This window comes from Micromonospora sp. NBRC 101691, from assembly GCF_030269285.1.
Classification (GTDB): domain Bacteria; phylum Actinomycetota; class Actinomycetes; order Mycobacteriales; family Micromonosporaceae; genus Micromonospora; species Micromonospora echinospora.
Genome location: NZ_BSTB01000002.1, coordinates 266394 through 291604 on the forward strand (window position 1 = coordinate 266394; position 25211 = coordinate 291604).

Genomic DNA, 25211 nt, shown 5'->3' on the forward strand with positions numbered 1-25211 from the left:
CGGAGGTCATGGTGACCGACGAGGGGCGGGTGTCGCTGCGTCGCCTGCTGCGCCGGCTCACCGCCGACGAGGCCGAGATCGAGGCGCAGGAGCTGCGCCGGGAGAGCGCCGAGTGTGGCGGGGTCCCCGCCCGGCAGTGCCGACGCGGCGAGGTCGTCTCGGTGTCCGGCCGGTTGCGTACCGTGGTGTACACGCCCCGGACCAACCTGCCGACGCTGGAAGCCGATCTCTACGACGGCAGCGACGTGGTGACCCTGGTCTGGCTCGGCCGTCGGCACATCGACGGCATCGAGCCGGGCCGCCACCTCACCGCACGGGGGCGGGTGGCCGTGCGGGACGACCGCAAGGTCATCTACAACCCGTACTACGAGCTCGAGCCGCCACGGTGACGGGCCCGCGAGCGGAGGACGTACCGATGACCACTGGGCAGCACCCGACCGCCCCGCCCCGGGACGACTCGTCTGACGAGGAGCGCCTGCCGACCCTCGCCGAGCAGATGGCCGACCAGCTCGGCGGCTGGCGTGGGCTGGTCGAGTCCAGCGTGCCGGTGGTCGTCTTCGTGGTGGCCAACATCGTCACCGACCTGCGGCCGGCGATCATCGCGTCGATCGGGGTGGCGCTGCTGATCGCCGCGCTCCGCCTGGTCCAGCGCCGCCCGGTCCGGCACGCGGTCAACGGCCTCTTCGGCATCGCCGTCGGCGCGGCGATCGCCTGGCGCACCGGCGACGAGAAGACCTTCTACCTGCCCGGCATCCTCTACGGCATCGCGTACGGGCTGGTGCTGCTCGGCTCGGCCGCGATCCGGCAGCCGCTGGTCGGGTGGATCTGGTCGGTGCTGGCGGCCGGCGGCAAGTCCGAGTGGCGGCAGGATCCCCGGCTGGTGCGCACCTTCACCTGGCTGACCGCGCTCTGGGGCGTGGTCTGGCTGGCCAAGGTGGGCGTGCAGGCCGCGCTGTACCTCGCCGACATGGACACCGCACTGGGTATCGCCCGGCTGGCGCTCGGCTACCCGCCGTACGCGCTGCTGCTGCTGATCACCGTCTGGGTGGTGCGTCGGGTGACCCGGGAGCCGGCCGCTCCCGCGACCCCCGCCGCCTGAGCCACCGCGCCACCGGCGACCGGCGCCGGATCCCGACGGCGCGCGACCGCCACCGTTCTCCGGCCCGGTGGGGCGACTCAACCGCCGTTGCGGGTGCGTTCCACGCTGTCCGGGCCGAGGACCACCGCGCGGACCGCGTCCTCGACCTCGGCGGTGCAGACGAAGACCAGTTCGTCGCCGACCTCGATCGTGTCGTCCGGGCTGGGCACCAGCACCCGTCTGCCGCGCACGATGGCCACCAGCGCGCTGTCCCGGGGCAGCGGCACGTCCCGCAGCGGCTGCCCGACGTAGGGGGCGGCCGGGGGCAGGGTGATCTCGACCAGGTTCGCCTCGCCCTGCCGGAAGGTCATCAGCCGGACCAGGTCGCCGACGGTGACCGCCTCCTCGACCAGGGCGGCCATCACCCGCGGCTTGCTCACCGCGACGTCGACCCCCCACTGCTCGGTGAAGAGCCACTCGTTCTCCGCGCGGTTGACCCGGGCGACCACCCGGGGCACCGCGAACTCGGTCTTGGCCAGCAGGGAGACCACCAGGTTGACCTTGTCGTCGCCGGTCGCCGCGACCACCACGTCGCAGTCGGCGATCTCGGCCTCCTCCAGGCTGCTCAGCTCGCACGCGTCCGCCAGCACCCAGTCGGCGCCCGGCACCCGGTCCGGGCGGAGCATCCGGGGCTGGCGTTCGATGAGCATCACCTGGTGGCCGTTGTCGATGAGCTCCTGGGCGATCGAGCGGCCCACGTTGCCCGCCCCGGCGATGGCGATGCGCATGCTCAGTGCCCTCCTTCCGGCGGCGCCACGGCCACCGCCGTCACCGCCGCCGCGATGTCGTCGGTGACCAGCATGAAGAGCTGGTCACCCTCCTGCACCACCGTGGAGGCGGTGGGGAGCGTGCCGATGCCGAAGCGGGTCAGGTACGCGGTGCGCGCGCCGGTGGACTCCTCCAGCGCCCGCAGCGGCCGGCCGATCCAGTCCTTGTGCGTCGGCACCTCGATGATCGACACGGTGCTGGTCGGGTCGCGGAAGATCTCCACGTTCCCCTCGGGGATCAGGTGCCGCAGCATCCGGTCCGCGGTCCACCGGACGGTGGCGACCGTGGGGATCCCGAGACGCTCGTAGACCTGGGCCCGACGCTGGTCGTAGATCCGGGCGGCGACCCGGGCCACGCCGAACGTCTCCCGGGCCAGGCGGGCCGAGATGATGTTGGAGTTGTCGCCGCTGGAGACCGCCGCGAAGGCGTCCGCCCGCTCGATGCCGGCCTGGCGCAGCACGTCCCCGTCGAACCCGGCACCGGTCACGGTGACCCCGGCGAAGTCCGGGCTGAGCCGCCGGAAGGCGTCGGCGTCCTGGTCTATGACGGCCACCGAGTGGCCCCGTGACTCCAGGTTCTGGGCGAGGGTGGAGCCGACCCGGCCGCACCCCATGATCACGACATGCACGGCGTCCCCTCCCGACGGTGCGCATCCCTCCGCCCCGACGGGCGTGGTCGTCTGCGAGCCTGCCACGTCCGCCGCCCCGGCGCGGAGGAGACGCTACCCCGCCTCCGGCCCGTGGACTGGTCGGGCACCCCGGGTGAGCCGCTCCGACCCGCCGTACGCTTAGCGGTTGTGGCCAGTCCCACCTCGCTGCTGAAGCGACTCCTCGTCGGTCGTCCGTTCCGGTCGGACCGACTCCAGCACACCCTGTTGCCGAAGCGGATCGCCCTGCCGGTCTTCGCCTCCGACGCGCTCTCCAGCGTCGCGTACGCCCCCGACGAGATCCTGCTGACCCTCTCCATCGCGGGCGCGTCGGCGTACCTCTTCTCCCCGTGGATCGCCCTCGCGGTTGTCGTGGTGATGCTGACCGTGGTCGCCAGCTACCGGCAGACCGTGCACGCCTACCCCTCCGGCGGCGGCGACTACGAGGTGGCCACCGTGAACCTCGGCCCCCGGTTCGGCATCGGGGTGGCCAGCGCGCTGCTCGTCGACTACGTGCTGACCGTCGCGGTGTCGGTCTCCTCCGGGGTGGCCAACCTGGGGTCGGTGATCCCGTTCGTCGCCACCCACAAGGTGCTCGTCGCGGTGACCGCGGTGGTGCTGCTCACCGCGATCAACCTGCGCGGCCTGCGGGAGTCGGGCACCGCCTTCGCCATCCCGACCTACGGCTTCATCATCGTCATCGTCGGCATGATCCTCACCGGTCTGGTCCGGGTCTTCCTGCTCGGCCACGACCTCCGTGCCCCCAGCGCCGGCCTGGAGATCGTCGCCGAGTGGAGCGACATGACCGGCCTGGCCATGGCCTTCCTGCTGCTGCGCAGCTTCTCCTCCGGCTGCGCAGCGCTCACCGGCGTGGAGGCGATCTCCAACGGGGTGCCGGCGTTCAAACGGCCGAAGAGCCGCAACGCGGCCACCACCCTGCTGCTGCTGGGCACGGTCTCGGTGACCATGCTGGTCGGCATCATCTGGCTGGCCCGGCTGACCGGCCTCCAGTTCGTCGAGGACCCGGAGCTGCAGATCGTCTCCGGTCCCGAGGGCTACGTCCAGAAGACGGTGGCCGCCCAGCTCGGCGAGACGATCTTCGGCTCCGGGTCGGTGCTGCTCTTCGTGGTGGTCGGAGCGACCGCCCTGATCCTCTTCCTGGCCGCGAACACCGCCTTCAACGGCTTCCCGGTGCTCGGCTCGATCCTCGCCCAGGACCGGTTCCTCCCCCGGCAGCTGCACACCCGGGGCGACCGGCTGGCCTTCTCCAACGGGATCCTCTTCCTGGCCGTCTTCGCGATCGTGCTGATCGTCGGTTTCCAGGCCGAGGTGACGAAGCTCATCCAGCTCTACATCGTCGGGGTGTTCGTCTCCTTCACCCTCTCCCAGGCGGGCATGATCCGGCACTGGAACCGGCTGCTGCGCACCGAGCGGGACGCCCAGGCCCGCCGCCGGATGGTCCGCTCCCGGGCGATCAACGGGTTCGGCATGGCGTTGACCGCGACCGTGCTGGTCATCGTGCTGATCACCAAGTTCCTCCTCGGCGCCTGGATCGCCATCGCCGCGATGGCGGTGATCTACGGGCTGATGGTCGCCATCCGGCGGCACTACGACCGGGTCGCCGTCGAGCTGACCCCGGACGACGGGCGGCCCGTGCTGCCCGCCCGCAACCACGCGATCGTGCTGGTCAGCAAGCTGCACCAGCCGACCCTGCGGGCGGTGGCGTACGCGCAGGCCACCCGCCCCGACACGCTGACCGCGGTGACGGTGAACGTGGACGACAAGGACACCCGGGAACTCCAGGCCGAGTGGGAACGGCGGGCGGTGCCGGTGCCGCTGACCGTGGTCGACTCCCCGTATCGGGAGATCACCCGGCCGATCCTGAACTTCGTCGCCTCCACCCGCCGGGAGTCGCCCCGCGACGTGGTCACCGTCTTCATCCCCGAGTACGTGGTGGGCCGCTGGTGGGAGAACCTGCTGCACAACCAGAGCGCGTTGCGGCTGAAGACCCGGCTGCTCTTCGAGCCCGGGGTGATGGTGACCAGCGTGCCCTGGCAGCTCGCCTCGTCCCGGGGCAAGGACCTGACCCGGTTCGACGCGACGCTGAGCCGGGGACCGGCCCGGGGCCCCCGGGTGGCCCCGCGCAGTACCCTTCCGCCGACCGTCCCGCCGGTGCCGACGGCGGCGCCCGGCGAGGATGGCGACCGGGGACGGGAGGCCGGCGGTGAGTGACGTCGACGTCGAGGTGGAGGACGCACGAATGGAGCCGGAGGTGGCCGGAGCGGACACCCGGACCGGGCCGGAGGAGGCCGAACGGATCGAACTGACCGTCGGGGCGGTCGCCCCAGGCGGGCACTGCGTGGCACGACTCGACGGACAGGTGGTCTTCGTCCGGCACGCGTTGCCCGGCGAACGGGTGGTCGCCGAGGTCACCGAGGTGCACCGGGGGTTCCTCCGGGCCGACGCGGTGACCGTGCTCCAGGCCGCGCCGCAGCGGGTCGAGCCGCCCTGCCCGTACGCGGGCCCCGGCCGCTGCGGCGGCTGCGACCTGCAACACGTCGCGCCACCGGCGCAGCGGGAGTGGAAGGTGGCGGTGGTACGCGAGCAGCTCACCCGGCTCGGCGGCCTCACCGACGCCGAGCTGGACGCGCTCGACCCGCAGGTCGCGGCGCTGCCCGGCGGTCCGCTGGGCTGGCGTTCCCGGGTCCGCTACGCGGTCGACGCGGCCGGTCGGGCCGGGCTGCTGAAGCACCGCTCGCACGAGGTCGTCCCGATCGACCGTTGCCTGATCGCCCACCCGGCCGTCCAGGAGCTGCCGGTGCTGGCGACCGACTGGCCGGCGGCCGAGGCGGTGGAGACCGTCGCCTCCACCGGTGGCGACGTCACCGTCACCGCGCTCGCCGACGGGGTCGCCACCCCGGTACGCGGCCCGGCCACGGTCCGCGAGGTGGCCGCCGGCCGGGACTGGACGATTCCGGCCTCCGCCTTCTGGCAGGTCCACCCGGCTGCGGCGGACACCCTGGTCACGGCGGTGCTGGAGCTGCTCGCGCCGCGTCCCGGCGAGACCGCGTGGGACCTCTACGGCGGGGCCGGTCTCTTCGCCGCCGCGCTCGCCGACCGGGTCGGACCGACCGGTCGGGTCACCATGGTCGAGGCGGCGGCCGACGGCGTCCGGGCGGCCCGGGAGAACCTGGCCGACCTCGACCGGGTCGAGGTGGTGCCGGCCCGGGTGGAGACCGCGCTGGCCCGCCGCCGGATCACCGGCCCGGTCGACGTGGTGGTGCTCGACCCGCCCCGCTCCGGCGCGGGCGCGCGGGTGGTGCGGGACCTGGTCGCCGCCGGGCCGCGCGCGGTGGCGTACGTCGCCTGCGACCCGGCCGCCTTCGCCCGCGACGTACGCACCTTCGCCACCGCCGGCTGGCGGCTGGCCGCCCTGCGCGGGTTCGACCTGTTCCCGATGACCCAGCACGTGGAACTGGTCGGGCTGCTGCTGCCGCCGGCCAGGGAGGGCTGAGCCGTGCTGCGGATCGTGGGACTGATGTCGGGCACCTCGTACGACGGGGTGGACGTGGTCGCCGCCGAGTTCGCGGTGGAGGGGGAGACGCTGCTGCTGCGCCCGCTCGGCCACCGGAGCGTCGACTACGACGACGGACTGCGCGCCGCGATCGGTGCGCTGCTGCCGCCGAACGCCACCACGGTCGAGGCGGTCTGCCGGCTCGACAACCGCCTCGGCGAGGTGTTCGCCGAGGCGGCGGCGGTCGGCGTGGAGCTGGCCGGCGGCCGGGCCGACCTGGTCGTCTCGCCGGGGCAGACGGTCTTCCACTGGGTCGAGTCCGGGCGGGCCCGGGGCACCCTGCAACTCGGCAGCCCGGCCCGGGTGGCCGCCCGGGTGGGCGTACCGGTGCTCAGCGACCTGCGCAGCGCGGACGTGGTCGCCGGCGGTCAGGGCGCTCCCCTGGTCCCGGCCTTCGACGCCCTCCTGCTCGCCGACGCGGCGGCCACCGGGCCCCGGGCGGCGCTGAACCTCGGTGGCATCGCCAACCTCACCGTGGTCGCGCCGGACGCTCCGCCGCTCGGCTACGACATCGGCCCGGCGAACGCCCTGCTCGACGCGGCGGCCCGCCGCCTCCTGGACGCGCCCTGCGACCTCGACGGGGCACGGGCGGCGGCCGGGCGGGTGCACGCCGACCTGCTGGATCTGCTCCTCGCCGAGCCCTACTACGCCGCGCCGCCGCCCAAGTCGACCGGGAAGGAACTCTTCCACGCCGGCTACCTGGACGACCGGCTCGCCGCGCTGGACGCGGTGGTGCCGGTCGACGACGTGTTCGCCACGCTGACCGAGCTGACCGCCCGGACCGTGGCCGCCGAGTGCGACCGGCACCGGGTTCTGGAGGTGGTCGCGGCCGGGGGCGGGGTGCGCAATCCCACCCTCCTGCGCCGGCTGGCCGCCCTCGGCGCGGGGCGCTGGCGACTGCGCACCACCGACGAGCTGGGGGTGCCCGCGCAGGCGAAGGAGGCGTACGCGTTCGCGCTGCTGGGCTGGCTCTCCTGGCACGGCCTGCCCGGGGCGGTGCCCTCGGTCACCGGGGCCGGCCGGGCCGCCGTGCTGGGCTCGTGGACGCCGTCCGGACCGCCCCGGGCCGCCGTTGCCACGCCGGCGCCGCGCCGGCTCCGGGTGGTCGACGGCGGCTCCGGCCGGGTTGCGGCCCGGACTGCGGACTGTGCGGCGGCCGATAGACTCAACCCTCATGAGTGTTGAAGAGGACACGGCCAACCACGGCCGGCTACTGGCCACGGTGCGCGGTCCGCAGGACGTCAAGCGGATGTCCGCCGAGGAACTCGACATCCTCGCCGCCGAGATCCGGGACTTCCTGGTCGGCAAGGTCTCCCGCACGGGCGGGCACATCGGCCCGAACCTCGGTGTGGTGGAGCTGACCATCGCCATGCACCGGGTCTTCGACTCCCCCCGGGACCGGCTCCTGTTCGACACCGGCCACCAGGCGTACGTTCACAAGATCCTCACCGGCCGGCAGGCCGGTTTCGACCGGCTGCGGCAGCGCGGCGGCCTCTCCGGCTACCCGAGCCAGGCCGAGAGCGAGCACGACCTGATCGAGAACTCGCACGCCTCCACCGCCCTCTCCTACGCCGACGGCCTGGCCAAGGCGTACCAGCTCCGGGGTGAGCAGCGCAGCGTGGTCGCGGTGGTCGGCGACGGCGCGCTCACCGGCGGCATGTGCTGGGAGGCGCTGAACAACATCGCCACCGCCGGCAACCCCCTGGTGATCGTGGTCAACGACAACGGCCGGTCGTACGCGCCGACCATCGGCGGCCTCGCCGACCACCTCTCGACGCTGCGGCTCAACCCCGGCTACGAGAAGATCCTGGACACGGTCAAGGACGCCCTCGGCTCCACCCCGCTGGTCGGCAAGCCGATGTACGAGGTGCTGCACGCGGTCAAGCGGGGCATCAAGGACGCGGTCGCCCCGCAGGCGATGTTCGAGGACCTCGGCATCAAGTACGTCGGCCCGGTCGACGGGCACGACGTCGGCGCGGTCGAGTCCGCGTTGCGGGCGGCGAAGAACTTCGGCGGCCCGGTGATCGTGCACGCGGTCACCCGCAAGGGCTACGGCTACCGCCCCGCCGAGGAGGACGAGGCGGACTGCTTCCACGGCCCCGGCGCGTTCGACATCGCCACCGGCAAGGCGACCGCCGCGCCGTCGGTGAAGTGGACCCACGTCTTCGCCGAGGAACTGGTCGCGATCGCCGACGAGCGGCCCGACGTGGTCGGCATCACCGCCGCCATGGCCGAGCCCACCGGCATCGCCAAGCTGGCCCGCAAGCACCCCGACCGGGTCTACGACGTCGGCATCGCCGAGCAGCACGCGGCCACCTCGGCGGCCGGGCTGGCGCTCGGCGGCCTGCACCCGGTGGTGGCGGTCTACGCGACCTTCCTCAACCGGGCCTTCGACCAGGTCCTGCTGGACGTGGCCATGCACAAGCTGCCGGTCACCTTCGTGCTGGACCGGGCCGGCGTCACCGGCCCGGACGGACCGAGCCACTACGGCCTGTGGGACATGTCGGTCTTCGGGGTGGTGCCCGGCCTGCGGATCGCCGCGCCCCGGGACGCCGCCACGCTCCGCGAGGAGCTGCGCGAGGCGGTCGCCGTCGACGACGGCCCGACCATCGTCCGTTTCCCGACCGGCGCGGTCGCCGCCGACCTGCCCGCCGTGCGCCGGGTCGGTCCGGTGGACGTGCTGGCCGAGTCGGCGCGTACCGACGTGCTGCTGGTCGCGGTCGGCTCCTTCGGCCAGCTCGGCATGGAGGTCGCCAGCCGGGTCGCCGAGCAGGGCTACGGGGTCACCGTGGTCGACCCGCGCTGGGTGCGTCCGGTCCCGGCGGAGCTGGTCGAGCTGGCCGCCGCGCACCGGCTCGTGGTCACCGTGGAGGACGGCGTGCGCACCGGCGGCGTCGGCAGCGCGCTGGCCCAGGCGATGCGCGACGCCGACGTCCGGGTTCCGCTGCGGGACCTCGGCGTGCCGGCCGACTGGCATCCGCACGGCACCCGGGCGCAGATCCTCGCCGACCTGGGCCTGACCGCGCAGGACGTGGCCCGCGACGTCACCGGCTGGATCTCCGGCCTGGACGAGGAGGTCAGCGAACCGGTGCGGCTGCCCGCGGACGACGCCCGTTCGCAGAACTGACCGACGCGGAACGGCCCGCACCCCCACTCGGGGTGCGGGCCGTTCCGCGTCGTGCTGACCGGGTCACCGCCGCGGGTGGGGTGTCAGCGACCGCTGACCGAGCGGTAGTAGGTGCGCTCGGCGTTGGCCAGGCTGAAGGTCTGCGTGGACTCCGGCTGCGGCACGACCACCAGGCCGGGGCGGTCCAGCAGCCGTCGGGTGCCCGGCGGGGTGGACAGGGAGGTCGTCCGGTTGGCCCGCCAGCTCAGCACCACCAGCGGCTGACCCGGCACCGGCAGCACGTACGTCTGGAGGGTGCTGGTCCGGTCGGCGGAGGAGACCACGGTCGGGCCCCCGCCGGGGGCGCGGTGCACCAGGGCGGTCATCGGACCGGCCTCGCTCTCCCAGCTGAGCTGCTTCAACTCGGCCGGCGCGCCGCCGTCGACGGTGATCTCACCGAGCACCCGGGCGGTGACCTGCTCCATCGGCCAGGAACGCGGCACCGATTCGGGCGCGTCCCGGTCCCGCACCCGGCGGGGGACGCTGACGAACGGGCCGTCCTCACCGGCGAGCTGGCAGGTGTCCAGCCCGTGCAGGGCCCGCTGTCCGGCCCCGGACTCGTCCCGTACCAGCGGGTAGCGGGGCGCTTCGGTGGCCGTACCCAGGTCGAGCAGGCGGTCCGTGGCCCGGCCGCGCGGCAGCGACTCGGTGGCCCGCAGCGTGGCGGTCAGCGGGACGGCCGCGCAGGCCGGCACGGCGACCGGCCCGGTCAGCCCGTCGGTGACGGCCAGCGCCCGTCCGTCCGGTCCGAGCAGGCGCTCCACCCGGGCGGAGGTCAGGTAGCGGCGTTCGTCACCGAGCTGCACCGGCAGGACGTCGGCGTAGACCAGGTAGCCCGGGTCGGTGTACTCGACGGCGTGGGTGACCGCGTAGCGCGATCCGTCGCCGGTGAGCTGGAGCAGCCAGGAGGCGCTCTCCCCGGGAACGTCGGCGGCGACCAGGGCGAGCCGCGTGCCGCCGACCTCGCCGGACCAGAGGATCCCCGAGGTGGGCAGGTGGACCCGGTCGTCGACCGGCGAGCGCCAGTCACGGACCACCTCGGTGACCGCCGTCGTCGCGTCGGCGTCGGCGGAGAGGCCACCCCGCGCCGGCCAGACCGCCAGAGCGCCGTCGAGGGAGTCGTAGCCGACCGGAAGCCGGGCCTGCTGCCGCTCGGCGACCGGCCCACAGCCGGCCGTCGTCACGGCCAGCGCCAGTAGCGCCGTGGCCGTCCTGCCGCGCCAGCGGGCTGAAGCCACGTGTACGCCCCCGATCGATCTGCCCGGTCCGGAAGCCACATGCTACGAGATGTCCGATGGCCCCCGACCGGCACCTCGGCCCGCTGGGCGTAGGCTGGACGCGGGCTGTGTGGCGTCCGACCCGGGCGTCCCCGCCGTTTTCGTGGCTTTTCTCAGCTCCGGTAGACTCCGCCGACTGTGACGCCTGCCGTGCCCCGTGGGGTATCCACGCTGGAATCCGCCACCACCGGCCCGGAGAGCGACCCGACAGCGTCGACCGGGCAGGTCGCCGCCGGGTCGGTCGACGAGCGGACGTCCGACGGAGGCCCGGCCGACGGGACCACGACCGGCGCAGATCCGGCGGTCAACCGGGCGGACGCCGACGCTCCGGATGCCCCCGGTGCCCCGGTGGGGACCACCGCCGGTCGGCGACGCTGGCCCACCTGGCGGCGCGACGTCGGCGTCTTCGGGCTCTTCCTGCTCGCCGCGATCTGGGTGACCAGTCAGATCTGGGTCGACCCGGCCGGTCGGGTCGCCTCGCTCTACAGCAGCGACCCGGCCCAGGTGCAGTTCTTCCTCGCCCACTCGGTGCGGGTGGTGCTGCACGGCGAGTTCCCGTTCTACACCGAGCAGTTCAACTACCCCGACGGGGTCAACCTGATGGCCAACACGGCCATCCTGGCGCTCGGTATCCCGATGGTGCCGGTCACGCTGCTCTTCGGCCCAGCGGTGACCTTCGTGGTGCTGGTCACCCTGGCCCTGGCCGGCACCGCCTCGACCTGGTACTACGTGCTCTCGCGGCACGTCGTGCGGACCCCGCTGGCCGCCGTGGTGGGTGGCTGGTTCTGCGGGTTCTCACCGGCGATGCTCTCGCACGCCAACTGGCACCCGAACATCATCTCCCAGTGGCTGCTGCCGTTCATCGTCTGGCGGGTGCTGGTGATCACCCGCTCGCGGCGTCCGGTCCGGGACGGGGTGATCCTGGCGCTGCTGGTCACCTGGCAGGCGTTCATCAACGAGGAGATCCTGCTCTTCACCGCGATGGCCTGCGGCATCTTCCTGATCGCCGTGGTCGCCCAGCGGCGGGACCTCTGGTCGGCGGCGTGGCGGCCGATGGCGGTCGCGCTCGGTGTCTGCACCCTGGTCGCCGGGTCGCTGCTGGCGTACCCGCTCTACGTCCAGTTCGGCGGCCCGATGGCGTACCACGGGCTCAGCGACGCGGTCCGCGACTACGGCAACGACATCGCGGCGTTCGTGACGCCGGGTTCGCCGACCCTCGGCGGCAACGAACGGGCCAACGCCAACCTGGCCCCCAACTACTCCGAGGAGAACGCCTTCTTCGGCTGGAGCCTGGCGCTGATCACCGTCGGCATCGTGCTCTGGCTGCGCCGGGAGCTGGTCGTCCGGGCGCTCGCGGTGACCGGCGTCTTCTACGCCGTGCTCTCGCTCGGCGAGCGGATCTCCTGGTGGGACCGGGAGCTCTTCACCGGCCCGTGGGAGTGGCTGGTCCACCTGCCGCTGTTGGACGCGGTGGTGCCCACCCGGTTCGGGATGATCACGACGGTGGTGATCGGTGTCCTGCTCGCCATCGCCGTCGAGCGGGCCTGGGCGACGCGTCCGCTGGCCCAGCACACCCGCACCCTGGTCGGCGCCGGCCTGGTCATGGCGCTGCTGCCGATCGCCCCGATGCCGCTGAAGGTGACCAGCCGCCCGCCGGTGCCGGACTTCATCACCTCCGACCAGTGGCGGCGCTACGTCGCGGCCGAGCAGACCCTGGTGCCGGTGCCGGTGCCGAGCATGGGCAACACCCACGGCATGCGCTGGGCCGCCTCGACCAACCTGGACTTCAAGATCCCTGGCGGGTACTTCCTCGCGCCCCGCAACGGGAACACCGGTGACCCGGGCCGGTTCGGGGGCCGCCCCAGCGGGGTGGGCGAGATCCTCCAGGAGGTGGCGACCACCGGACGCGCCCCGAAGCTGGACGACCGGGAGCGTCGTCGTTCCCTGGACGAGCTGCGCTACTGGCGGGCGGCGATCATGGTGTTGCCGGTCGACCAGAAGAACGTCGAGCCGCTGCGGCAGACGGTCGAGCAGCTCGTCGGCCCGGCCCGGCGGGAACGGGACGTCTGGCTCTGGGACGTCCGCCCGATCACCACCCGCACCGACTGACCGACCCACCGCCTGTCAGGTGGTTGCAGGGGTCCCCTCCTCGGCAAAATGCGGTAGGAAGGGACCCCTGCAACCACCCCATCGGGCGGGGCGGCGCAGTCGGCGGGGTCAGACCAGGGGACGGACGTCCCAGAGCCACACGTCGTCGACCCGGCGGGGCTCGCCGAGCAGGCCGGTCATCAGGTCGCGCAGCGCCGCCTCCCGGGGGTGCGCGCCGAGCACCACCACCGAGGCCCGCCAGTAGCGCAGGTCCTCGACCGCCCGGCGGCGGTCCTCGTCGGTAAGCTCCGGTGCCGCGCCCTTGTCCATGGTGGAGTAGATCAGGGTGCTGGTCGGGCGGTTCGGCGCGCCGAACATGCCCTCGTCGTTCGGGCCGGGCCCGATGAAGTAGCCGCCGGGCACCGGGAACTCGTGCCGGGTCAGCGCGCTCCAGCGCAGCGTGGAGAGGCCGTGCACGTTGCTGGGGATGGGCACCGGCACCAGCGTCCGGCCGTCGGGCACGTACGGCCGCCAGGCGCCGGAGGTGATGAACGCGGGCGGCGGGTCGATCTGCTGGGCCGGCAGCGGCCGGGGGATCAGCGGCAGCACCGCCAGCGCGACGGCGGCGCACCCGACGGGGCGTACCCAGCGGCGGCGGGCTCCGGCGGTGGCCGTACCGGCGTCCGGGACGCCGGGCTCGACGTCGGCCGGCTGACCGTTGACGCCGGTCGCCGGGACGCCCCGGCCGCTCCGGGCGGCCGTGTCCCAGGCCAGCGCGAGCAGGACACCCACCGCACCGGTCACCACCAGGGTGAGCCGGGTGGGCATCATCATCTCGACCAGCGGCAGGTCGTCGGGGATGTAGTGCCAGGGGCCGTAGACCTCGGTCTCCTCGCCGTTCAGTCGGATCCGGGGGCCGAGCGACGCCACGGTGAAGACCGCCACCAGCACCGCCGCGATCCGCGCGGCCAGGGAACGCCGCCAGAGCAGCACGATCGCCGCCAGCGTGACGAGCACCACCGGCCAGCCGAACCAGGTGTTCTGCTCGGTCAGCCCGATGGTCTTCTCGACCGCCGGGTCCCCGGCCAGGGTGTCCCGGGCGAAGGTGACGAAGGCAGCCAGGTCCTCGCCCCAGCTGTGGAAGACGCCACCCTGGAGGCCGCGGTAGGACTGCGGGCCGTTGAACTGGAACCAGATCGGGTACGCGGTCAGCAGCAGCGCCAGCCCGCCGCCGAGCCCGAGGGCGGCGAGGAAGGTGCCGGCCTGGGCCCGCGCGGACCGCCAGCGTGACAACGCGTACACGACCACGATCACCAGGCAGGCGAGCGCCGTGAGCAGCAGCATCTCCTCGTTGACGAAGATCTGGTACGCCACCAGCAGCCCCAGCGCCACGCCGTTGCGCCGCCACCGGCCCGGCTCGCCGAGACGGAGCACCCGGGCCACGATCAGCGGCAGCAGGAAGTTCGAGACGAAGTTGGGCTGCCCGTTGGCGTGGTGCACGATGCCCGGCGCGAACCCGAGGAACGCGCCGCCGACGAACGCCGCCGCCCGGGAGCGGACGAGCCGACGCGAGAGCACCCAGTACGACGTGGCGGCGGTGGCGGCCAGCGCCCCGCCCAGGTAGAGGGCGTAGACCACCTGCGGACCGAGCAGGAGGGTCAGCGGCGCCAGCGGCAGGGTCACCCCGAGCAGCGAGGTGTTCGCCATCATGTTCACCCCGTCCGGGGCGTTCTGGCGTTCGGAGAAGAGCGGGTTCTCCAGGTGCCGCACGGAGTACGCGCCGTGCGAGAAGAGCCACTCGAACCAGCTGTGGTCGGTGGGCAGGTGCGAGGAGACCCGGTTCTCGATGTCCCCCCAGTAGTTCAGGCACACGAGAACGCCGAGGAGCACATAGGCTCCGATGGCCAACGCGTCGGCACGGCCGAACCGACCGGTCGCCGGTCGGGTCCTCTCCGGCGGGTCGGCCGCAGCGGACACGGACGCGGACTTCAACGAGGGGTCTACCACCGGCACAGCCACGACGCGCCATCGTACGCGAGAGGTCTTGTCGCTTTTGCCACCGCCGGTGCCGATCGCGGGCAGCGGCCGGCACGCCGGGACCCCGCGGTGGCGGGTGGGGCGCGGGGAGGAACGGATGGCGCTGATCGATCTGGGTGAGGTGCGCGACGACCCGGAACCGGCGGTGGGGCGTCGACCGGGAGTGCCGCGGCCCTGGCGGGTCGCGCTGGTGCTCGGCCTCGTCCTGGTCACCCTGGCCGGGGCGGCCCCGGCACCCCGGCGGGTCTCGGTGACCGTGCCCGGCCGCGCCGGGGCCGAGGCGTACCTCGTCGGTGACCAACTGGTGGTGGTCGGTCCCCGCTCCGGCGGCGTGCCGGACGACCGGGAGCTGACCGCCTACGACCTGCCCGACGACGGCCGGGCGGCGTCGTCGACGCTGCGTGCCCGCTGGCGGCGGACGGTGCCGGACGCGCCGAGGATCTGGCCGATGGCCGCTGACGCCGGGGTCCTTCTGGTGACCAGCACCGTCGGCGGACGGGAGAGCACGCTCACCGTCGCCCTGGAGACCGAGACCGGGCGGGAACGGTGGCGTCAGCCCGGCTCGCCGATGCTGACCGAGGGCGGCCGGGTGCTGCTGACCGTCCCCGGCGGGGAGGACGGGCACTCGGTCCGGGTGGTCGACCCGGCGACCGGGGCGGTGCACTGGTCGGTGTCGGGGGCTCCGGACCGGACCGACTACCGTTTCGCCGAGCGGGGGATCGACCGGCTGGTGTGGACCCGCCCGTCGGGGCGGATCGAGGTGCGGGACGCCGACTCCGGCCGGGTGCTGGCCGACGGGCCGGTCCACCCGGGCCCCTCGGACGTCGACATGGGTGGCCAGGTGGTCGATGACCTGCTGCTGGCGGTCCGGATGGACCCGCCGACGCTCACCGCGTACGGGCTGGACCGGCTGGACCGGCGCTGGACGGTCGACCTGCCCTCGGTGGCGTACGTCACCCCGTGCGGCGCGCTGCTGTGCTCCTGGGAGCAGGCCGGCGGGATGCGCACGCTGGACCGGGCGACCGGCCGGACCGTGTGGCACGACCCCCGGTGGATGGCGGGTTTTCCGGTCGGGGACCGGCTGGTGGCGACCACGTCGGTCAGTCCGGTCCGGGAGAAGGTCGTCCTGCTGGACCTCGCGACCGGCCGGGAACTTGCCAACCTGGGCAGTTGGAACGGGTTGCAGACGCCGGTCGAAGGTGGGCCGCCGGTCGCCTCCCGGGAGATCCGGGACCGGGGACTGCTGGTGGCCGAGTTCGACGTCGTGCGCGGCCGACCCCGGATCCTGGACGTGCTGCCCGGCAGCTACGGCGACTGCCGGTTCTACCCGGAACTGCTGCTCTGCCAGCAGTGGGACGGCTCGTTCCGCCTCTGGTGGCTGCCGCGCTGACCGCGCGGACCGGCCGGGACTCCGGCCGGCATCAGGCCGACGCCCCGGCGGCGACGCCCGGCCGGCGGTGTGCGCGACGTGCCGGACCGGGCCGGGCGGTCACCAGTTCGGTTGGGCGGGCGGCGGCGGCAGCGGCACCGAGGGCGGGCGGATGACGTACGCCACCCCGCCGCTGCCCCCCTGCCAGGCCGCCGTGAACCGGTGCCGGTCGACGGTGCGGCGCACCCCGGCGTCGTCCGACGCGTACGGGTCGTTGAGCACCGGGTCGCCGTCGGGCGTGAAACCGACAAGCACGATCAGGTGTCCCTTGGTGTCGTAGTCGAGGCCGGGCACGTCACCGGTACGGAACGCGGCGGAGAACACCAGCGGCACCCCGGCGGCGACGAACCGTTCCGCCTCGGCCAGCGACCGCAGCCGGGTGACGAAGGCGTCCATCCCGTAACGGCCGGCGTAGGCGGTGTTGAAGGGCCAGTTGCCCGCGCCCCGGTAGGCGTGGTCGTAGCAGTGCCGGGCGGCGTGGTCGACCTCCGGGCGGGGGTCGGCCGCGTCCACCCACGCGTACTCCTCCGGCGCGGGGCCGCCGCCCCAGTAGGCCAGCACCATGGCGACGCAGGTCGGGCTGCACCAGGAGTCCCCGCCGCCGCCCCAGTGGGGGTGGTGTCCGGCGTGCAGCCGTTGCGAGAACGTCGGCACCGCCAGCACCCGGCCGCGCGCCGCCGGGTCACCCGTCGCCGCGTTCCGTGCCGTGCCGTCGGTCGGCGTCGGACCGGTGTCGGTCGGCGTCGTATGGGTTCCGTCCGCTCGCGTCGGACCGGTGCCGTCCGCCCGTGCCGGGGTGGGGGCGGTGGGCGCGGATGGGGGAGCCGTCGGGCGGGGACCGGAGGCGACCGCGCCGACCGTCCGCAGGGTGGGCCCGACGGTGGCGCCGACCGGGCGGGCCAGGGTCACCCGCACCTGCCAGCCGGTCGCCGCCGCGCCGGTCACGGTCAGTGTGTCGGTGTCCACCTCGGCCCGCTGGTCCCGCTGCCCGGGTACGGAGGTGCGGCGGATCCCCTCGTCGTCGGCGGCCCACCGGGCCAGGACGTACCAGTCGGTGGTCGGGGCGTCGTCGGTCCAGCCGCACACCTCCACCTGGACCCAGCAGCCCGTCGGGGTGTGGGCGGTCCAGGAGGGGACCACCTGGTGGACCCCGAACCCGACCCGGACCGGCGGGGAGACCCAGCGGCCCACGTCGTACCGGGTGCGGACGCCGGTGTGCGGATCGGCGTACGCCAGCTCAGCCGGCGGTCCGCCCAGGACGAGTCCGTCGTCGTCGGGTCGTACGCCGAGCACCGTGCCGTCGTCGAGGTCCGCCGGAAACCGGAAGACCCGGTAGACGACGTCCCGGTCCTGCGTCGCTGCGGCCATCACGGTCCGTTCCGTAGACATGTTTCATGCAGCATCGCGTACCCGAAGCTTCTTTGCAACGCCCTCGCGGGGGGCGACGGAGGCCCGCGACGACCTCGCGTTTGGCGGCCGACACTAGGTTGTGGTGGGCAGCAGCGAGGAGGCCGGGAATGCGGGTACTGGTGGTCGAGGACGAGCGCAACCTCGCCGACGCGATCGTGCGGGGACTGCGCCGCCGGGGCATGGCGGTCGACGTCGCGTACGACGGGGACGCCGGGCACGAGATGGCCTTCGTCACCCGGTACGACGTGGTCATCCTCGACCGGGACCTGCCCGGCGTGCACGGCGACCAGATCTGCGCCGAGCTGGCCGCCTCCGGCACCCTCACCCGGGTGCTGATGCTCACCGCCAGCGGCACCGTCTCCGACCGGGTGGAGGGGCTCCAGCTCGGGGCCGACGACTACCTCCCCAAACCGTTCGCCTTCGACGAGCTGGTCGCCCGGGTCCAGGCGCTCGGCCGGCGGGCCACCCCGCCCGCGCCGCCGGTGCTGGAGCTGGCCGACCTGGTGCTCGACCCGGCCCGTCGGGTGGTCACCCGGGGCGGGTCGACGGTCGACCTGACCAACAAGGAGTTCGGCGTCCTCTGCGAACTGCTCAAGGCCCGGGGTGCGGTGGTCTCCAGCGAGGAACTGCTGGAACGGGTCTGGGACGCCAACACCGACCCGTTCACCACCATCGTCCGGGTCACCGTGATGACCCTGCGCAAGAAGCTCGGCGACCCGCCGCTGATCGAGACGGTGGTCGGGGCCGGCTACCGGACCGCCGGAGACCCGTCATGACCCTCTACCTGACCCGCCGCCCCCGGCTGCGGCCCACGCTGCGGCTGCGGCTGACCCTGCTCAACGGCATCCTGCTGATCGGCGCGGGCGCGATCCTCGTCCTGCTCGCCTGGCTGCTGGTGCGCGACGCGCTGCGGCCCACCGACGAGCTGCTGCCCGGCACCACCGTGGTGCTCGCCGACGGGCGCACCCTCGACGCCGGGCAGTGGCAGCGGCAACTGGTCGACGCCGCGTCCCGGGAACTGCTCGCCAAGGGCCTGGTCGCCCTGCTGGCGATCAGTGTGGTCGGGGTGGCCGGCGCGTACGCCGTGGCCGGCCGGGCGCTGCGTCCGCTGCACCAGGTCACCTCCACCGCCCGCCGGCTCGGCGAGGCCACCCTGGACCAGCGGATCGGTTACTCCGGGGCGGACGACGAGGTGGCCGAGCTGGCCAAGACCTTCGACGCGATGCTGGACCGGATCGCCGAGGCGTTCGAGGCACAGAAACGGTTTGTCGCCAACGCCTCCCACGAGCTGCGCACACCGCTGGCGGTGATGCGGACCGAGATCGACGTGACGCTCTCCGACGACGAGGCGGACACCGCCGAGTTCCGCCGGATGGCCACCGTCGTCCGGGACGCCTCCGAACGGGCCAACGGCCTGGTCGACGCGCTGCTGGTGCTGGCCCGCAGCGAGGCCCAGGCGGGGCGTCGGCTCGGCCGCAAGACCGAGTGCGACCTGGCCGACGGCACCGCCGGCGCGCTGTCGGCGGTCCGCCGGGAGGTGGAGCGGATCAAGCTGCGGGTGGAGACCGCGTTGGAGCCCGCCCCGGTGGTCGGCGACCCCGGCCTGCTCGGCCGGCTCGCCGGCAACCTGATCGAGAACGCGGTGCGCTACAACCACCTGCACGGCCGGCTCTGGGTGCGCACCGGCTCCGACGGGCGGGAGTCCTGGCTGGTCGTCGGCAACACCGGCTTCGAGGTGGACCAGGCCGACGTACCGGGGCTGTTCGAGCCGTTCCGGCGCGGCGGGCGGGAGCGGACCGGGGCACGCGGTTCCGGGCTCGGTCTCTCCATCGTCCGGGCGGTCTGCGACGCGCACGGCGGCAGCGTCAAGGTCGTCGCCCAGCCCGGCGGCGGGCTGGAGGTCACGGTGACCCTGCCGGCGGCGGACGCCACCCCGGTGGTCAGCGCCTCCGCGGCGGTGACCACCGCCGCCCTGCCCGGCGGCGGAGCCGCCGCCCCGACCGCCGACTGACGGCGGCGGTAATTCGGTTGCCGGCCGGAGCGGGGCGCGACATGATCACCCGGTCAGCCCGAGCAGGGAAAGGAGGTGCGGTCGATGTCCACCATGATCAATCCCGCGCCTCGCCGCCGGTGCCGCTGACAGTCGACGCACGCGGGGCGCGGCCCATCCTCGTACGGAGTGAATCGTGAGTTCAGGAGTTCGCAGCGTCACCATCGACTGCCACGACACCTACGCCCTCGCCGGTTTCTGGGCCGAGGTCTACGGCTGTGACCGTCAGCCCGACGACTTTCCCGGAGACCCGGAGGCGATGCTGCTGCCGCCGGGCGGCCCGATGGTGATCTTCGTGCAGGTGCCGGAGGGCAAGACGGTGAAGAACCGGATGCACGTCTGCCTGGAGCCGGCCGACCGGGACCGGAACGCCGAGGTGGAGCGCCTGCTCGCCCTCGGCGCGACCCAGGTCGACGACCAGCGCCGGCCGGACGGCACCGGCTGGGTCGTCCTCGCCGACCCGGAGGGCAACGAGTTCTGCGTGCTGCGCAGCGCCGCCGAGCGGGCCGCCACGGCCTGACCCGGAACGCGAAGGGGCCCCTCCCGCACGGGAGGGGCCCCTTTGTCGACGACTCAGTCGCGCTGCTCGATGGCGGCGCGGATGGTGCCGAACTCCCTTTCGACCTCCTTGCCGGTCTTGGAGAAGCCGATGACGACGCCGAGGCTGCCCCGGTCGGCCCACATGCAGAAGCCGAGTCCGACGTCCTCGGAGGAGCCGTCGCCGCACTTGGCGATGCCGCCCAGCGGGCCCGGCGGCACGGTGACCACGACGCCGACCGTGAACTCCGCGGAGAAGCTCTTGAGCATGGCGTCCAGATCCTCCTCCGGTTCGTCGATCAGAACGGACATCCCGACAATCAGGACCACGTCGCCCTTCGCCACGTCACCGTAGACGCCGGCGACCGTGTTGGTCGCCTGCGGCACGTTCTTGGCGTTGTCGGCCCTGATTTCCTCCGCCATGGCCACCGCGTCCGGATCGGTGATCCTGGGTCGGCCGTTGAGCGTCTCCGGGGCGACCACCCGGGTTCCGGTGGCCTCCACGACCTCGCCCACGTCGTCCTTGACGGTGGCCCAGATGGCGATTCCGCCGCCGACGCAGAGCACCAGCACCACAGCGAGGACGATCAGCAGGATCTTGCCGACGCCGGACTTCTTCTTCTGCGGGGGCGGCGGGAAACCAGCCGCCGGGTCGGTCCCGTACGGCTGGTCGGGCGCGCCGGACGGCTGGGTGGCGGCAGAGCCGTACTCCGGCTGCGGGGGGTGGTGCGGCTGGGACATCGACGCTCCAGATCGGAGGAATGGACGCGTGATCCTAACCAGCCGTGCCGCCATGACCGTCGTCCTGATGGGATGTCCTCCGTCAGGGTTCTGTGTGTCGCGCAGCGCCGCCGAGCGGGCCGCCACGGCCTGACCCGGAACGCGAAGGGGCCCCTCCCGCACGGGAGGGGCCCCTTTGTCGACGACTCAGTTGCGCTGCTCGATCGCGGCGCGGATGGTGCCGAACTCCGCCTCGGCCTCCTTGCCGGTCTTGAAGTAGATGACCACCATGCCGAGGCTGCCCCGGTCGGCCCAGACGCAGATGCCGAGCTTGACGCCCTCGGAGGAACCGTCGCCGCACTTGGCGTCGCCGCCGAGCGGCCCCGGCTCCACGGCGGCCATGTTGGTGGCACCGAGCTGCCCGGAGATGGCGCTGATCGCGTCGTTCATCTCCTTCTGCGGGTCGGCCATCACGCCGGACACCCCGACGATCATGACCAGGTCGTTCTTGGCCGGGTCGCCGTAGAAGCCGCCGACCTGGCTGGTCGCCTCCGGCACGTCCTTCTTGATCTCGGCGGCCATCTGCTCCGACGCGGCCACCAGCGCCGGCTCGGTGACCTTGGGCCGGCCGTTGAGCGTCTCCGGGGCGACCACCCGGGTCTTGGTGGCCTCCACGACCTCGCCGACGTCGTCCTTCACGGTGGCCCAGATGGCGATGCCGCCGCCGACACAGAGCACCAGAACCACGGCGAGGACGATCAGCAGGACCTTGCCGACGCCGGACTTCTTCTTCGGCGGCGGCGCGAACCCGCCCGCCATCGGGTCGGCCCCGTACGGCTGGCCGGGCATGCCGGACGGCTGGGGGGTGGCAGAGCCGTACTCCGGCTGCGGGGGGTGGTGCGGCTGGGACATCGATGCTCCAGATCTCAGGAATGGACGCGTGATCCTAACCAGCCGCACCGACATGACCATCGCGCCGATGGACGCTCCACCGTCCGGCGTGGACCGTCCCACCGGACGGCAGCGGGGCCGGCACGCCGTCGACCGGCGTACCGACCCCGCTGGGTCGGATCAGGCGGGCAGGCTCGCCGCCCCCGGCGGCAGGAACCGTGCCCCGGTGACCCGCTCCGAGGTGCCCGTCCGGTCCAGGTACGGCGTCACGCCGCCAAGGTGGAACGGCCAGCCGGCACCGAGGATCATGCACAGGTCGATGTCCTGCGCCTCGGCCACCACGCCCTCGTCGAGCATCAGCCGGATCTCCTGGGCCAGCGCGTCCAGCGCGTTCTGCCGGACCTGCTCGGCGGTCAACGGCGCGTCCCCGACCACCAGCAGCTTCGCCACCTCCGGGTTCACCTCGTCGTCCACCATGACCGGCTGGCCCGACTCGGCGATCCGCTTCAGGTTGTCGCTGACCGCGAACCGGTCCGGGAAGGCCGCGTGCAGGGTGCCGCCCACGTGGTGGGCGACCGCCGGGCCGACCAGTTGGAGCAGGGCCAGCGGGCGCATCGGCAGGCCCAGCGGGTCCAGCGCGCTGTCAGCCACCTCCAGCGGGGTGCCCGCGTCCACGGCCGAGAAGATCTCCCCGAGGAAGCGGGTGAGCAGCCGGTTGACCACGAACGCCGGGGCGTCGGCGACCAGCACGCAGGACTTGCGCAGCTGCTTGCCGACGGCGAACGCGGTGGCCAGGGCGGCGTCGTCGGTCCGCTCGCCCCGGACGATCTCGAGCAGCGGCAGCACCGCCACCGGGTTGAAGAAGTGGAAGCCCACCACCCGCTCGGGGTGCTCCAGGTCGGCGGCCATCGCGGTCACCGAGAGCGAGGAGGTGTTGGTGGCCAGCACCGCCTCCGGCGAGACGATCTTCTCCAGCTCGGCCCAGACCTGCTTCTTGACGCCCAGGTCCTCGAAGACCGCCTCGATGACGAAGTCGGCGTCGGCGAAGACGGCCTTGTCGACCGAACCGGAGACCAGGCCGTACAGCTTGGCGGCGGTGCCCTTGTCCATCCGGCCCTTGGAGACCTGCTTCTCGATCTGGGCGTGCACGTAGCCGACACCCTTGTCCACCCGGGACTGGTCCAGGTCGGTCATCACCACCGGCACCTGGAGGCGGCGGGCGAACAGCAGCGCGAGCTGGCTGGCCATCAGGCCGGCGCCGACGATGCCGACCTTGGTGACCTCGCGGGCCAACCCCTTGTCGGGCGCGCCGACCGGCCGCTTGGCCCGCCGCTGCACCAGGTCGAAGGCGTACAGGCCGCTGCGCAGCTCCTCGGAGAAGACCAGGTCGGCCAGGGCCTCGTCCTCGGCGGCGGTGCCGGTGGCGAAGTCGGCCTCCTTGGCCAGGGCGAGCAGCTCCAGGGCCCGGTTCGCGGCCGGGACCGCGCCGTGCAGCCGCTGGTCGAGCATCTGCCGGGCGAAGAAGAGCACGCCGTCCCACATGTCCCGGTCGACCTCCGGCCGGGACACGGTGAGCTCGCCGCGCACCACGCGGGCGGCCCACTCCAGGGACCGCTCCAGGAAGTCCGCCGGCTCCAGCAGCACGTCGGCGATGCCCATCTCGGCGGCCTGCTTCGGCCGGAGCATCTTGTTCTGCATCAGCGGGTTCTGGATGACCACCTGGGTGGCGGCCGGGATGCCGATCAGGTTGGGCAGGAGCTGGGTGCCGCCCCAACCGGGGACCAGACCCAGCGACACCTCCGGCAGGGCCAGGGCCGCCGCGCCGCCGGAGAGCGTCCGGTAGTGGCAGTGCAGCGCCAGCTCCAGGCCGCCGCCCATCGCCGCGCCGTTGACGAAGGCGAACGTCGGGACGTCACTGTCCTTCAGCCGGGCGAAGACCCGGTGGCCGAGCCGGCCGACCTCCAGCGCCTGCTCCCGGTCGGCGATCTGCGGCAGGCTGACCAGGTCCGCGCCGACACAGAAGACGTACGGCTTGCCGGTGACCGCGACGAACGCCGGATTCCCGGCCAGCGCCTCGGTGATCGCCTCGTCCAGGCTGGTCAGCCCGCCCGGCCCGAGGGTGTTCGGCTTGGTGTGGTCGAAGCCGTTGTCGAGGGTGATCAGGGCGGCCGGCCGGTCCAGGCCCGGCACGTTCACCTGGCGCAGCAGCGCCTTCGTGACCACCTCGTTCGCCGCGGCGATCGTGCTCACTCGTTCTCACCCTTCCAGTGGGGGTTCTCCCAGATGACCGATCCGCCCATGCCGATGCCGATGCACATGGCGGTGAGGCCGTACCGGACCTCGGGGTGCTCGGCGAACTGCCGGGCGAGCTGGGTCATCAGCCGGACGCCCGAGGAGGCGAGCGGGTGACCGATGGCGATCGCGCCGCCCCACGGGTTGACCCGGGGGTCGTCGTCGGCGATGCCGAAGTGGTCGAGGAAGGCCAGCACCTGCACGGCGAACGCCTCGTTCAGCTCGAACAGGCCGATGTCCTCGATGCCCAGGCCGGCGATCCGCAGCGCCTTCTCGGTCGAGGGGATCGGGCCGACGCCCATCACCTCCGGCTCGACGCCGACGAAGCCGTACGACACCAGCCGCATGGCGACCGGCAGGCCCAGTTCGCGGGCGGTGGACTCGGCCGCGATCAGGCTGGCGGTGGCGCCGTCGTTGAGTCCGGCGGCGTTGCCCGCGGTGACCTTGCCGTGCGGGCGGAACGGGGTCTTCAGGGTGGCGAGCTTCTCCAGCGAGGTGTCCCGGGGCGCCTCGTCCGCCGTGGCCAGCCCCCAGCCACCCTCCTCGTCGCGGATCGCGACCGGGACCAGGTCGGGCTGGAGCCTGCCGTTGGCGTACGCCTTCGCGGTCTTCTGCTGCGAGGCCAGCGCGAACGCGTCGGCGCGCTCCTTGGTGACGTGCGGGACCCGGTCGTGCAGGTTCTCCGCGGTGGCCCCCATCACCAGGGCGGACGGGTCGACCAGCTTCTCGGCGAGGATGCGCGGGTTCGGGTCCACGCCCTCGCCCATCGGATGCCGCCCCATGTGCTCGACGCCACCGGCGATGGCCACGTCGTACGCGCCCATCGCGATGCCCCCGGCCACGGTGGTCACCGCGGTCATCGCGCCCGCGCACATCCGGTCGATGGCGTAGCCGGGCACCGTCTTCGGCAGTCCGGAGAGCAGGGCGGCGGTCCGGCCGATGGTCAGGCCCTGGTCGCCGATCTGGGTGGTGGCGGCGATGGCCACCTCCTCGACCCGCTCCGGCGGCAGCTGCGGGTTGCGCCGCAGCAGTTCCCGGATGCAGCGGATGACCAGGTCGTCGGCGCGGGTGTTGGCGTACATGCCACCCGCCTTGCCGAACGGGGTGCGGACGCCGTCGACGAAGACGACATCCCGAACTTCACGGGGCACTGGAGCCTCCTTTTCGACCGTGGTTCGGCCTGCGCGC

At 73.3% G+C, this 25211-nt stretch carries 20 protein-coding genes; 11 read left to right on the forward strand and 9 right to left on the reverse strand.

The genetic code is table 11. The features are described from left to right. Nucleotides 1–8 precede the first annotated feature (8 nt). Both QSK20_RS05215 and QSK20_RS05220 read left to right on the forward strand, forming a co-directional pair. Entirely contained in the window at nucleotides 9–389 is a 381-nt protein-coding gene (locus QSK20_RS05215; RefSeq protein ID WP_285787401.1) for an OB-fold nucleic acid binding domain-containing protein, read from the forward strand. Between the two features lie 26 nt (nucleotides 390–415). After that, entirely contained in the window at nucleotides 416–1099 is a 684-nt protein-coding gene (locus QSK20_RS05220) for a DUF3159 domain-containing protein (RefSeq protein ID WP_285787402.1), read from the forward strand. 77 nt (nucleotides 1100–1176) lie between these two features. Here QSK20_RS05220 and QSK20_RS05225 read toward each other — a convergent pair whose 3' ends face one another. Further along, nucleotides 1177–1866, reverse strand: coding sequence for a potassium channel family protein (locus QSK20_RS05225; protein ID WP_285787403.1), 690 nt, complete (start codon nucleotides 1864–1866; stop codon nucleotides 1177–1179). Between the two features lie 2 nt (nucleotides 1867–1868). Beyond that, nucleotides 1869–2534, reverse strand: coding sequence for a potassium channel family protein (locus QSK20_RS05230; RefSeq protein WP_285787404.1), 666 nt, complete (start codon nucleotides 2532–2534; stop codon nucleotides 1869–1871). A gap of 168 nt (nucleotides 2535–2702) precedes the next feature. Here QSK20_RS05230 and QSK20_RS05235 point away from each other — a divergent pair, with 168 nt between their 5' ends. From QSK20_RS05235 to dxs, 4 genes are read left to right on the forward strand one after another with little or no spacing between them, the layout of a single operon-like run. Continuing rightward, a complete protein-coding gene (locus QSK20_RS05235) occupies nucleotides 2703–4784 on the forward strand; it encodes an APC family permease (RefSeq protein ID WP_285787405.1) in 2082 nt (693 codons plus the stop codon). Between the two features lie 28 nt (nucleotides 4785–4812). Beyond that, entirely contained in the window at nucleotides 4813–6066 is a 1254-nt protein-coding gene (locus QSK20_RS05240) for a class I SAM-dependent RNA methyltransferase (RefSeq protein WP_285787665.1), read from the forward strand. 3 nt (nucleotides 6067–6069) lie between these two features. Beyond that, complete coding sequence (locus tag QSK20_RS05245) at nucleotides 6070–7311, forward strand: anhydro-N-acetylmuramic acid kinase (protein ID WP_285787406.1); 1242 nt, start codon at nucleotides 6070–6072, stop codon at nucleotides 7309–7311. Continuing rightward, nucleotides 7301–9253: a 1-deoxy-D-xylulose-5-phosphate synthase gene (gene dxs, locus QSK20_RS05250; RefSeq protein ID WP_285787407.1), complete on the forward strand. Its 1953-nt coding sequence runs from the start codon at nucleotides 7301–7303 to the stop codon at nucleotides 9251–9253. Before QSK20_RS05245 ends, dxs begins: the two co-directional genes overlap by 11 nt. Before the next feature lie 83 nt (nucleotides 9254–9336). Here dxs and QSK20_RS05255 read toward each other — a convergent pair whose 3' ends face one another. Beyond that, nucleotides 9337–10530 carry a hypothetical protein gene (locus tag QSK20_RS05255; protein WP_285787408.1) on the reverse strand — a complete coding sequence of 398 codons (1194 nt, stop codon included), beginning with the start codon at nucleotides 10528–10530 and terminating at the stop codon, nucleotides 9337–9339. Nucleotides 10531–10917: 387 nt separating this feature from the next. Here QSK20_RS05255 and QSK20_RS05260 point away from each other — a divergent pair, with 387 nt between their 5' ends. Beyond that, nucleotides 10918–12678 carry a DUF6311 domain-containing protein gene (locus tag QSK20_RS05260; RefSeq protein ID WP_285787666.1) on the forward strand — a complete coding sequence of 587 codons (1761 nt, stop codon included), beginning with the start codon at nucleotides 10918–10920 and terminating at the stop codon, nucleotides 12676–12678. Between the two features lie 108 nt (nucleotides 12679–12786). On the opposite strand, the gene QSK20_RS05265 is transcribed toward QSK20_RS05260, so the two are convergent. Then, the gene (locus tag QSK20_RS05265; RefSeq protein WP_285787409.1) at nucleotides 12787–14676 is read right to left on the reverse strand and encodes a DUF6311 domain-containing protein; all 1890 of its coding nucleotides are present in this window, start codon (nucleotides 14674–14676) and stop codon (nucleotides 12787–12789) included. A 115-nt stretch (nucleotides 14677–14791) separates the two neighbouring features. Here QSK20_RS05265 and QSK20_RS05270 point away from each other — a divergent pair, with 115 nt between their 5' ends. Continuing rightward, a complete protein-coding gene (locus QSK20_RS05270; protein ID WP_285787410.1) occupies nucleotides 14792–16084 on the forward strand; it encodes an outer membrane protein assembly factor BamB family protein in 1293 nt (430 codons plus the stop codon). Nucleotides 16085–16183: 99 nt separating this feature from the next. On the opposite strand, the gene QSK20_RS05275 is transcribed toward QSK20_RS05270, so the two are convergent. Then, nucleotides 16184–17512 (reverse strand): C39 family peptidase, encoded by a 1329-nt coding sequence (locus QSK20_RS05275; protein ID WP_285787411.1) that lies wholly within the window; start codon nucleotides 17510–17512, stop codon nucleotides 16184–16186. 128 nt (nucleotides 17513–17640) lie between these two features. Between QSK20_RS05275 and QSK20_RS05280 the strand changes: the two genes are divergently transcribed. The 3 genes from QSK20_RS05280 (at nucleotide 17641) to QSK20_RS05290 (ending at nucleotide 20103) form a co-directional block, all read left to right on the forward strand. Continuing rightward, a complete protein-coding gene (locus QSK20_RS05280; RefSeq protein WP_285787412.1) occupies nucleotides 17641–18309 on the forward strand; it encodes a response regulator transcription factor in 669 nt (222 codons plus the stop codon). Between the two features lie 8 nt (nucleotides 18310–18317). Continuing rightward, the gene (locus QSK20_RS05285) at nucleotides 18318–19544 is read left to right on the forward strand and encodes a sensor histidine kinase (RefSeq protein ID WP_285787668.1); all 1227 of its coding nucleotides are present in this window, start codon (nucleotides 18318–18320) and stop codon (nucleotides 19542–19544) included. Nucleotides 19545–19719: 175 nt separating this feature from the next. Further along, nucleotides 19720–20103 carry a VOC family protein gene (locus QSK20_RS05290; RefSeq protein WP_285787413.1) on the forward strand — a complete coding sequence of 128 codons (384 nt, stop codon included), beginning with the start codon at nucleotides 19720–19722 and terminating at the stop codon, nucleotides 20101–20103. Nucleotides 20104–20156: 53 nt separating this feature from the next. Here the strand turns inward: QSK20_RS05290 and QSK20_RS05295 are convergent, their stop codons facing one another. The 4 genes from QSK20_RS05295 to QSK20_RS05310 form a co-directional block, all read right to left on the reverse strand. After that, a complete protein-coding gene (locus tag QSK20_RS05295) occupies nucleotides 20157–20861 on the reverse strand; it encodes a hypothetical protein (RefSeq protein WP_285787414.1) in 705 nt (234 codons plus the stop codon). A 186-nt stretch (nucleotides 20862–21047) separates the two neighbouring features. Then, nucleotides 21048–21752, reverse strand: coding sequence for a hypothetical protein (locus QSK20_RS05300; protein ID WP_285787415.1), 705 nt, complete (start codon nucleotides 21750–21752; stop codon nucleotides 21048–21050). Between the two features lie 159 nt (nucleotides 21753–21911). Beyond that, nucleotides 21912–23981, reverse strand: a complete 2070-nt coding sequence (locus tag QSK20_RS05305) for a 3-hydroxyacyl-CoA dehydrogenase NAD-binding domain-containing protein (RefSeq protein WP_285787416.1) — start codon at nucleotides 23979–23981, stop codon at nucleotides 21912–21914. Further along, nucleotides 23978–25174 (reverse strand): thiolase family protein, encoded by a 1197-nt coding sequence (locus QSK20_RS05310; protein WP_285787417.1) that lies wholly within the window; start codon nucleotides 25172–25174, stop codon nucleotides 23978–23980. Before QSK20_RS05310 ends, QSK20_RS05305 begins: the two co-directional genes overlap by 4 nt. Nucleotides 25175–25211: the final 37 nt, after the last annotated feature.

Coding starts and splice junctions, on each gene's coding strand:
- QSK20_RS05215 (WP_285787401.1), top strand. CDS start 9: ATGGTGACCGACGAGGGGCGGGTGTCGCTGCGTCGCCTGCTGCGCCGG.
- QSK20_RS05220 (WP_285787402.1), top strand. CDS start 416: ATGACCACTGGGCAGCACCCGACCGCCCCGCCCCGGGACGACTCGTCT.
- QSK20_RS05225 (WP_285787403.1), bottom strand. CDS start 1,866: ATGCGCATCGCCATCGCCGGGGCGGGCAACGTGGGCCGCTCGATCGCC.
- QSK20_RS05240 (WP_285787665.1), top strand. CDS start 4,813: ATGGAGCCGGAGGTGGCCGGAGCGGACACCCGGACCGGGCCGGAGGAG.
- dxs (WP_285787407.1), top strand. CDS start 7,301: ATGAGTGTTGAAGAGGACACGGCCAACCACGGCCGGCTACTGGCCACG.
- QSK20_RS05270 (WP_285787410.1), top strand. CDS start 14,792: ATGGCGCTGATCGATCTGGGTGAGGTGCGCGACGACCCGGAACCGGCG.
- QSK20_RS05275 (WP_285787411.1), bottom strand. CDS start 17,512: ATGTCTACGGAACGGACCGTGATGGCCGCAGCGACGCAGGACCGGGAC.
- QSK20_RS05280 (WP_285787412.1), top strand. CDS start 17,641: ATGCGGGTACTGGTGGTCGAGGACGAGCGCAACCTCGCCGACGCGATC.
- QSK20_RS05295 (WP_285787414.1), bottom strand. CDS start 20,861: ATGTCCCAGCCGCACCACCCCCCGCAGCCGGAGTACGGCTCTGCCGCC.
- QSK20_RS05300 (WP_285787415.1), bottom strand. CDS start 21,752: ATGTCCCAGCCGCACCACCCCCCGCAGCCGGAGTACGGCTCTGCCACC.